This is a genomic window from Shewanella sp. 10N.286.52.E4 (assembly GCF_041468785.1).
Taxonomy (GTDB): domain Bacteria; phylum Pseudomonadota; class Gammaproteobacteria; order Enterobacterales; family Shewanellaceae; genus Shewanella; species Shewanella electrodiphila.
Window position 1 is genome coordinate 108,590 of record NZ_JBFRJJ010000023.1, and the last position, 7,069, is coordinate 115,658.

The window sequence follows — 7,069 nt, forward strand, 5'->3', positions numbered from 1 at the left end:
AACCAGTTAGAAATGAAAGGGAGTCACTAAACAGTGACTCCCTTTTTTATGTCTATTAATAATAATAGCGTTAGCAGATTTCTATTCACTGCAAATCATTTAAAACGCTTAATTCATCACCTATTGCCAACCTGTTGTTTTATAAAGTTTGTCACCGATTTGACATACTATCGTCATCTGTTATTCAAAAACGTCCCATAAGCTAGCCTTGAAATCCATATTCAGGGAAGCGTCAATGTCTCAAAGTCATGTTGATAACAAAGCAAACTTTAATCCATTCTCTGAAGCGATAACTGCCAATGGTCGATCGCTTCCTCCTGAAAACATAAAACAACAGTTCAATGCCCTTTGGTTATCAGATATTCATTTAGGCAGTGTTGATTGTAAGGCTGAATTTCTGCTGAATTTACTGACTCAAACAAAAGCAGCGCAAATTTACTTAGTCGGCGACGTTATTGATATTTGGGCACTGAAGCGGAAAGTTTACTGGCCAGAAACCCATAACCTCGTCTTACAAAAATTACTCCAGCTGGCCAAAGATGGCACTCAGATAAAATATATCCCAGGTAACCACGATGAAGCCTTTAAGTCTTATACCGACTTTCATTTGTGGGGAATAACCATGGCAAATGAATATATCCATGAATGCATCACAGGCGAAAAAATCTTAATGCTTCATGGCGACCAGTTTGACTCTGAAGTTTGTGTTAGCCGTGCGTATGCCAAATTAGGGGACCATTTATACGACGTATTACTGTTCCTTAACCGTAAATTACATCAAATCAGACACGCTTGTGGCTTTCCATACTGGTCACTAGCAAGTTACGTCAAACTGCGGGTCAACAAAGCACAACATGCGATAGAAATGTACCGAGATGCCGTTTTACGTTATGCCAAAACTCATCAGGTACAAGCGGTTGTTTGCGGTCATATTCATCAACCTGAATTGTCACTTCACGATGACATTGTTTACGCCAACGACGGTGACTGGGTTGAAAACTGCACCTTAATAGCAGAAACCTTCAGCGGTCAATTACAACTATTACGTTGGAGTGACGAAGCATCCACCACCAAAGTCATAAAACAATTCCAACTTAACGTGCAGCCAAGCAGTGAATTTAAGCAGAAAGTCGCTTAACCAATACTGTTAGCGAACTAAATGTGAGTTAAGTAAAACCGCTTTTAGCGCATTGATAACAACAAAGGTCATCAAAATGATTTTTTCCGTAGAGAACGTAGTTCAGCAGAACTTACCCAAACTGAACCAAACCCCATGGCTTGCGATGCCCACTAAGGCCATGCTGCGTTACTTACTTAATGAAAAGCAGTGCAATGAAATAGCGGCTGAATTTTCATATTTAAAAGGCGTTGATTTTGTTGAGCACGTTCTGGAGTGTTTTGACTTTAATTATTCAGTGCCAAGTAATGAAATCGAAAACATTCCCATAGAAGGTCGAGTGGTGATCTACGCCAACCACCCTATCGGTTCACTCGACGCACTGGCATTAATAAAACTCATTAGTAAAGTCAGACCCGATATTAAAGTGGTAGCAAACGAGTTATTAATGGCGCTAGAGCCCATGCATTCCTTATTGTTGCCTGTTAATAACATGTCTGGTGGAACCCCAAGGCAACATCTTGAAAATATTCACCTTCATCTCAAAAGTGAAGGTGCAGTTCTGATTTTTCCATCTGGAGAAGTATCACGGTTACGACCTTCTGGCGTGACCGACTTAAAGTGGCATTCAGGCTTTTTAAAAATGGCTAACACCTGCAATGCACCTTTGTTACCCATATTCGTTGATGCTAAAAACTCAGCAGCGTTTTACGGCGCATCGATGATTTACAAACCCCTTGCGAGCTTAATGCTGGTCAAAGAGATGTTTAAACAAGCCAAGCGCACTATGCCTGTTCGTATTGGGCAATTGATCCCCAAAGAAGCCATAACCAGCAATGACTTTTCCCGTAAAACCAAAGTACAGTTGCTTAAGAATCATCTTTATCGGATTGGTAAAAACCGCAGCCCGCTTTTTGCTACACAAAACGCAATCGCTCATCCTGAGTCGAGAAGTGAGTTGCAACAAGCGCTGCAGCAGTGTGAGTTACTGGGTGAGACTAACGACAACAAACAGATATTTTTATATCAGCACCATCATTGCAGCCCAATCATGCGTGAAATTGGCAGATTACGTGAAATCGCTTTTCGCGCGGTCGGCGAAGGCAGCGGTAATCGCCGCGATAACGATCAATACGATCCCTACTATCAGCACCTAGTGTTGTGGGATAAAGATGCATTGGAAATTGTCGGCTCATACCGATTCGCCAGTGCTAAGAAAGTCCATGAAGAACAAGGCCCAGAAAAGCTATATAGCCAGTCATTATTTAAGTATTCAGATGAGTTTGCGCCATATTTTGAAAGCGGACTTGAGCTAGGTAGAAGTTTTGTACAACCTAAATATTGGGGTAAACGGAGTCTTGATTATTTATGGTTAGGGATTGGCGCTTATTTAGCTAAAAACCCGCAATTTAGATATTTATTTGGCCCTGTGTCGATTAGCGACCAATTACCTGAGCAAGCCAAAGAAATGATGGTGCATTTTTACCAGCAACACTTTTCAATGCCAAACGAACTGGCACAATCTAATAGCCCCTATCAGTTCACAGATGAACGTCTACACCAACTGAACGGTTTATATCAGGATAATGATTACTCAAGCTGTTTTAAGGTGTTAAAGCACACCTTGGCGAACATGGGTGCTGCAGTGCCTCCGCTTTATAAGCAATATGGTGAACTTTGCCAAGATGATGGTGTTAAGTTTCTCGATTTTGGTATTGATACTGACTTCGGCAATTGTATTGACGGACTGGTTTTGGTGGATGTTCATGCTCTTAAGCCTAAAAAACGTCAGCGCTACATCGATTATCACTCAAAGACTAAAAATATCGACTAGCAGCGACTTTTTATATGGTTTGAATACCGCAAATAAAGGCTGTGATGATTTGTTCACTTTACAATTGTCTGATATAAATAGATTAATTGAAAAGGAGGATCATCATGGTCACAATTGAGCAAATAATGAGCCCGAGAGTGGTCACCATTGAAATGGATGACCGCATTAGCACAGCAAAAGAAATATTTGATAATGTGCCTTTTCATCATTTAGTGGTGCTTGATGAAAACAAAACCATTTCAGGCATTTTAGCCCGTACTGATTTGCTCAATGCTCTCAGCCCTAATTTAGGCACAGCAGCAGAGCTCACCAGAGACATTGAGACCCTCAATAAACGCGTTCATCAGGTGATGGCCCATGGGCCAATTACTATTACCCCGTCATTAGATATCCAAAGTGCATCGCAATTAATGCTCAGTAAAGGCATTACCTGTTTCCCAGTTCTACAAGATGATGAGTTAGTTGGGATCGTCAGCTGGCGAGACTTGCTTGGACACTATTGCGGCTTGGTAAAAGTGGATAACAATAAGGCTGAGAATTAAACTTAAGCCTATGATTTTAAGACGTTAAATATAATATCACTATCAAAAGCCAGATACTTTATCTACTAGTTCAAAAGTAAATTTTGTCAATTAAAAATAATTAAAATAAAATCTTTAATCTCAACAAACACATACCGATCGATTCAAAAAAACTTCATTTTTCTCGCTGGAAAACGTCACATTTGTCTGCTTACCTTAAGGTAGGTTCACAAGCCAAGGAGATGTTTATGACGAGTTTCAAATATCAATTAAATCAGGAAAAGATTGAATTGCTGGCTAGTGACTGGATCGGATTAGAACGTGTTTTAGTTAATGACAAAATCGTGTCGACTAAGGTTAATTTTGGACAACGTAGTACCCATAAAATTGAGCTTAAAAGCGGTAAACCCTGTCGATTACAATTACTTATTGACCCTCAAACAGAACAACTTACCTGTCGGCTTTATAAGCAAAATCAGTTGATCGCAAGCTTGAAGCAAGGAAAGCAGAGCTTATTGAGTAGCAAAACGTTTTTTGAAGCCACAATGATGCTCGCATGTATGAGTAGTCTAGGGCTTTATTGGATCAGTTAACTTAGTGACTTCAATTAATATGTTTTAAATAACAGGCTGCTCTTGCAGCCTGTTTTTATTCACATTCAAATAGCTTATTATTCTCGACACAAATCAATTGCGAAGACTGATAATTACCACTGCCTGCAGTCACAGTCGTTATTTTCACTTTTTGTACTTGATCAGTATCCTCCATGACTTCAACGTTAAGAATGGTGCCATCTCTTGGTATAACAATCCCTTGGGTAAAGTCACCTACATATAAATCTTTAAACAATTTAATGGTAATCGAGCCAATTGAGCGAGGTTCAATTCGCCCCTCTGCAATCACTAAACTTTGGCCATTACTAAACTTAAACGACTGAATATACGTACCATCATTTGATGTGGTTAGTTCAAACGTTTCGTGTGCTTGCACGCTAGTCATCAACATTGAAAAACTGGCTACTACCACTAGTTTTATCATTAAAGCCTTCATTTTCATTACCTACTCGCTCAGCTGTTAATTCCAATAATATAATCATTATGCAAACTGCGTTAATTTGCGAATTTTTATCCAAAACAGCATCATTTTACATTTTCTACAATGGCGACACTCTAGAAACTCTAGAAACTCTAGAAACTCTAGAAACAAAAAAGGCTACCAATTGGTAGCCTTAACGCGTTAATGAGTAAAACACGACTCATTAAGAAACCGCTTAAACCTTAGAACACCCGAGCAACAAGGCCCTTAAGGTAAAACCCTTCTGGAAATGCACTACCAATGGGATGATCGCTAGCTTGGCTTAAACGATCAATAAACTGTACATCACGTTTAGCATCCAGCGCAGCATCAGCAACAACCTTTTGGAATAAATCGGCAGCCATTAACCCTGAACATGAGAATGTCAGTAAGGTTCCACCTGGGTTAAGCAGTTGCATTGCAATCATATTAATATCTTTATAACCACGGCACGCGCCATTTAACTGCGCCTTGTTATCGGCAAACTTAGGTGGGTCTAGAACGATAACATCAAATGTTTTACCTTCATCACGATACTGTCGTAATAGCTTGAACACATCAGCTTCATGGTAATTAACATGCTCATCACTAAACCCATTAATTTCCATGTTTAAACGGGCAGTTTCTAACGCTAATTTTGATACATCGACATTTTCGATGCTGGCCGCGCCGCCTTTAGCTGCGTATAAGCCAAATGTGCCTGTATAACAAAAACAGTTTAATACCGACTTGCCTTTAACAAAACGCGCTGCAATTGCACGATTGTCACGTTGATCTAAATAAAAACCTGTTTTATGGCCTTTAGTCACATCCACTGAAATCTTGATACCATTTTCTTCTATCACTACAGGCATTTCAGGCAACTCGCCATGAAGCAAACCAGTGACAGGCTTCAGCCCTTCTTTCTTACGAGAGTCCACATCTGAGCGCTCATAAATAGCACAATCAGGGTATAACTCAGCTAAGACCTCAACTAAGGTATCACGCCAGAAGTCAGCACCAGTGCTTAATAATTGACACACTAATACATTGGCATACTTATCGATGGTGATGCCTGGCAGTCCATCAGATTCTGCAGCAATCAGTCGATAACCCGTTAGCCCTTGTTCGGCAATAAGCGCTTCTCGACCCGCTTGTGCACGCTGAATGCGTCGAGTAAAGAAGTCTTTATCGATTTGCTCTTCTTTATCAAATGTCCAAACTCGTACTTGAATTTGCGATTCTGGCGACCATGCACCACGGCCTAACCAATGACCATCATGCGCAACAACATCAACCGTTTCACCTGCTTGCGGCTTACCTTTAATGTTATGTATACCACTAGCAAATACCCAAGGATGTTTACGTTCGAGTGATTTTTCACGCTTGGGTCTAAGCTTGATTCTGATTGCCATGATGTTGCCTTTTTAAATTTGGGATCGCGATGATAAGGATCCTAACAGGGGAACGCAAGTTACAACACTCAATTATAGAGGTTTTCCCTCATTAGCAAATGAACTTAGTGCAACCACAGCGCCTGTGAGCACATCTTGTCTATCGGCAAACAAAAACGCCAATTAATTTATATTAAATGGCGTTTTATTTAGGATGAACTACTTATTTCTATCCACTTTTCAAATGTCACCTTTCAAATGTCACGTTCATAACGAAATCTTTATAACGACACCTTTATAACGACACCTTTGAACATTGTTTGCCCAATGATATTAATCACAATAAGTGCCATTTCATATAAAATAACATGGAGTAATAATAAAATATAAATAAGCTGTAAAAACCACTAATAAACGTTCAAGGCCAGCATAATAAATATAAGTCTACACAATTATTTAAATCATCTATATTGAATAGTAAATAAAATCATAAGCTATTTGTTTAAAAGTAACAGTGTAAATAATTGAGACTGACTTAATAAAGTAATATCTTGATGCTGTTGACCATCTATCGTTAATGATAAAACTGGGTTTTGTAAAAAATCTTTAGCATCATCAGCTGAATATAATTCTGGTAATTCTAGGTGATATTTTTCATTCCCTGACACATCTAACTTTAAGTACAAGGGCTGTGACTTAACCCAATGCCCAGAGTCATCAGCGTTATCTTGGAACAAGTCGCTGTAGCTAACTTCGATTAACTGTTCGCCAGTGCCTAAGTCGACTTCACGTTCAAACTCAATCACAACACCATTGACACTATCAACATCAAGGTCGTCATGGAAGGTTATGCTAGAAGATTGCGCAGCAAAACTTGTCAATAATAATCCGAGTGCTGCCGATAATGTAAGTTTAGTATTCATGTTAAGCTCCAATTTAATTTCATGTATGCCGTAAAACACTTCATTTCATACCACACGAATAATTAGACCTTCGATTTACAATAAAAATTTCAAAAACAATTGAATTATTTTAATTTAAAAATAAATAATCATTTAAAATCAGCCACTTTATTTCTAAAAAGAATAATTAACTGTGACAATATTTAAAATCAACTTACTTTCTTTGATTTAATACACAGAATCTTAAC

The 7,069-nt window shown here is 38.9% G+C and carries 7 protein-coding genes; 4 read left to right on the forward strand and 3 right to left on the reverse strand.

Features of this window, described 5'->3' with window-relative positions; all coding sequences use genetic code 11:
• Positions 1–235: 235 nt before the first annotated feature.
• The 4 genes from AB4153_RS13955 (at position 236) to AB4153_RS13970 (ending at position 4,065) form a co-directional block, all read left to right on the forward strand.
• On the forward strand, positions 236–1,138 hold the full coding sequence (locus AB4153_RS13955; RefSeq protein ID WP_371997862.1) for a UDP-2,3-diacylglucosamine diphosphatase: 903 nt from the start codon (positions 236–238) through the stop codon (positions 1,136–1,138).
• A gap of 52 nt (positions 1,139–1,190) precedes the next feature.
• Positions 1,191–2,951, forward strand: coding sequence for a GNAT family N-acyltransferase (locus AB4153_RS13960; protein ID WP_371997864.1), 1,761 nt, complete (start codon positions 1,191–1,193; stop codon positions 2,949–2,951).
• Positions 2,952–3,055: 104 nt separating this feature from the next.
• Entirely contained in the window at positions 3,056–3,493 is a 438-nt protein-coding gene (locus AB4153_RS13965; protein WP_229369629.1) for a CBS domain-containing protein, read from the forward strand.
• Between the two features lie 227 nt (positions 3,494–3,720).
• Complete coding sequence (locus AB4153_RS13970; protein ID WP_102526268.1) at positions 3,721–4,065, forward strand: hypothetical protein; 345 nt, start codon at positions 3,721–3,723, stop codon at positions 4,063–4,065.
• A 55-nt stretch (positions 4,066–4,120) separates the two neighbouring features.
• Here AB4153_RS13970 and AB4153_RS13975 read toward each other — a convergent pair whose 3' ends face one another.
• From AB4153_RS13975 to AB4153_RS13985, 3 genes are all read right to left on the reverse strand, one after another.
• Positions 4,121–4,522: a PliI family lysozyme inhibitor of I-type lysozyme gene (locus AB4153_RS13975; protein WP_303514312.1), complete on the reverse strand. Its 402-nt coding sequence runs from the start codon at positions 4,520–4,522 to the stop codon at positions 4,121–4,123.
• A gap of 227 nt (positions 4,523–4,749) precedes the next feature.
• Positions 4,750–5,940, reverse strand: coding sequence for a class I SAM-dependent rRNA methyltransferase (locus AB4153_RS13980; RefSeq protein WP_102526270.1), 1,191 nt, complete (start codon positions 5,938–5,940; stop codon positions 4,750–4,752).
• Positions 5,941–6,413: 473 nt separating this feature from the next.
• Positions 6,414–6,842: a DUF2057 family protein gene (locus tag AB4153_RS13985; protein ID WP_102526180.1), complete on the reverse strand. Its 429-nt coding sequence runs from the start codon at positions 6,840–6,842 to the stop codon at positions 6,414–6,416.
• Between the last annotated feature and the right edge of the window lie 227 nt (positions 6,843–7,069).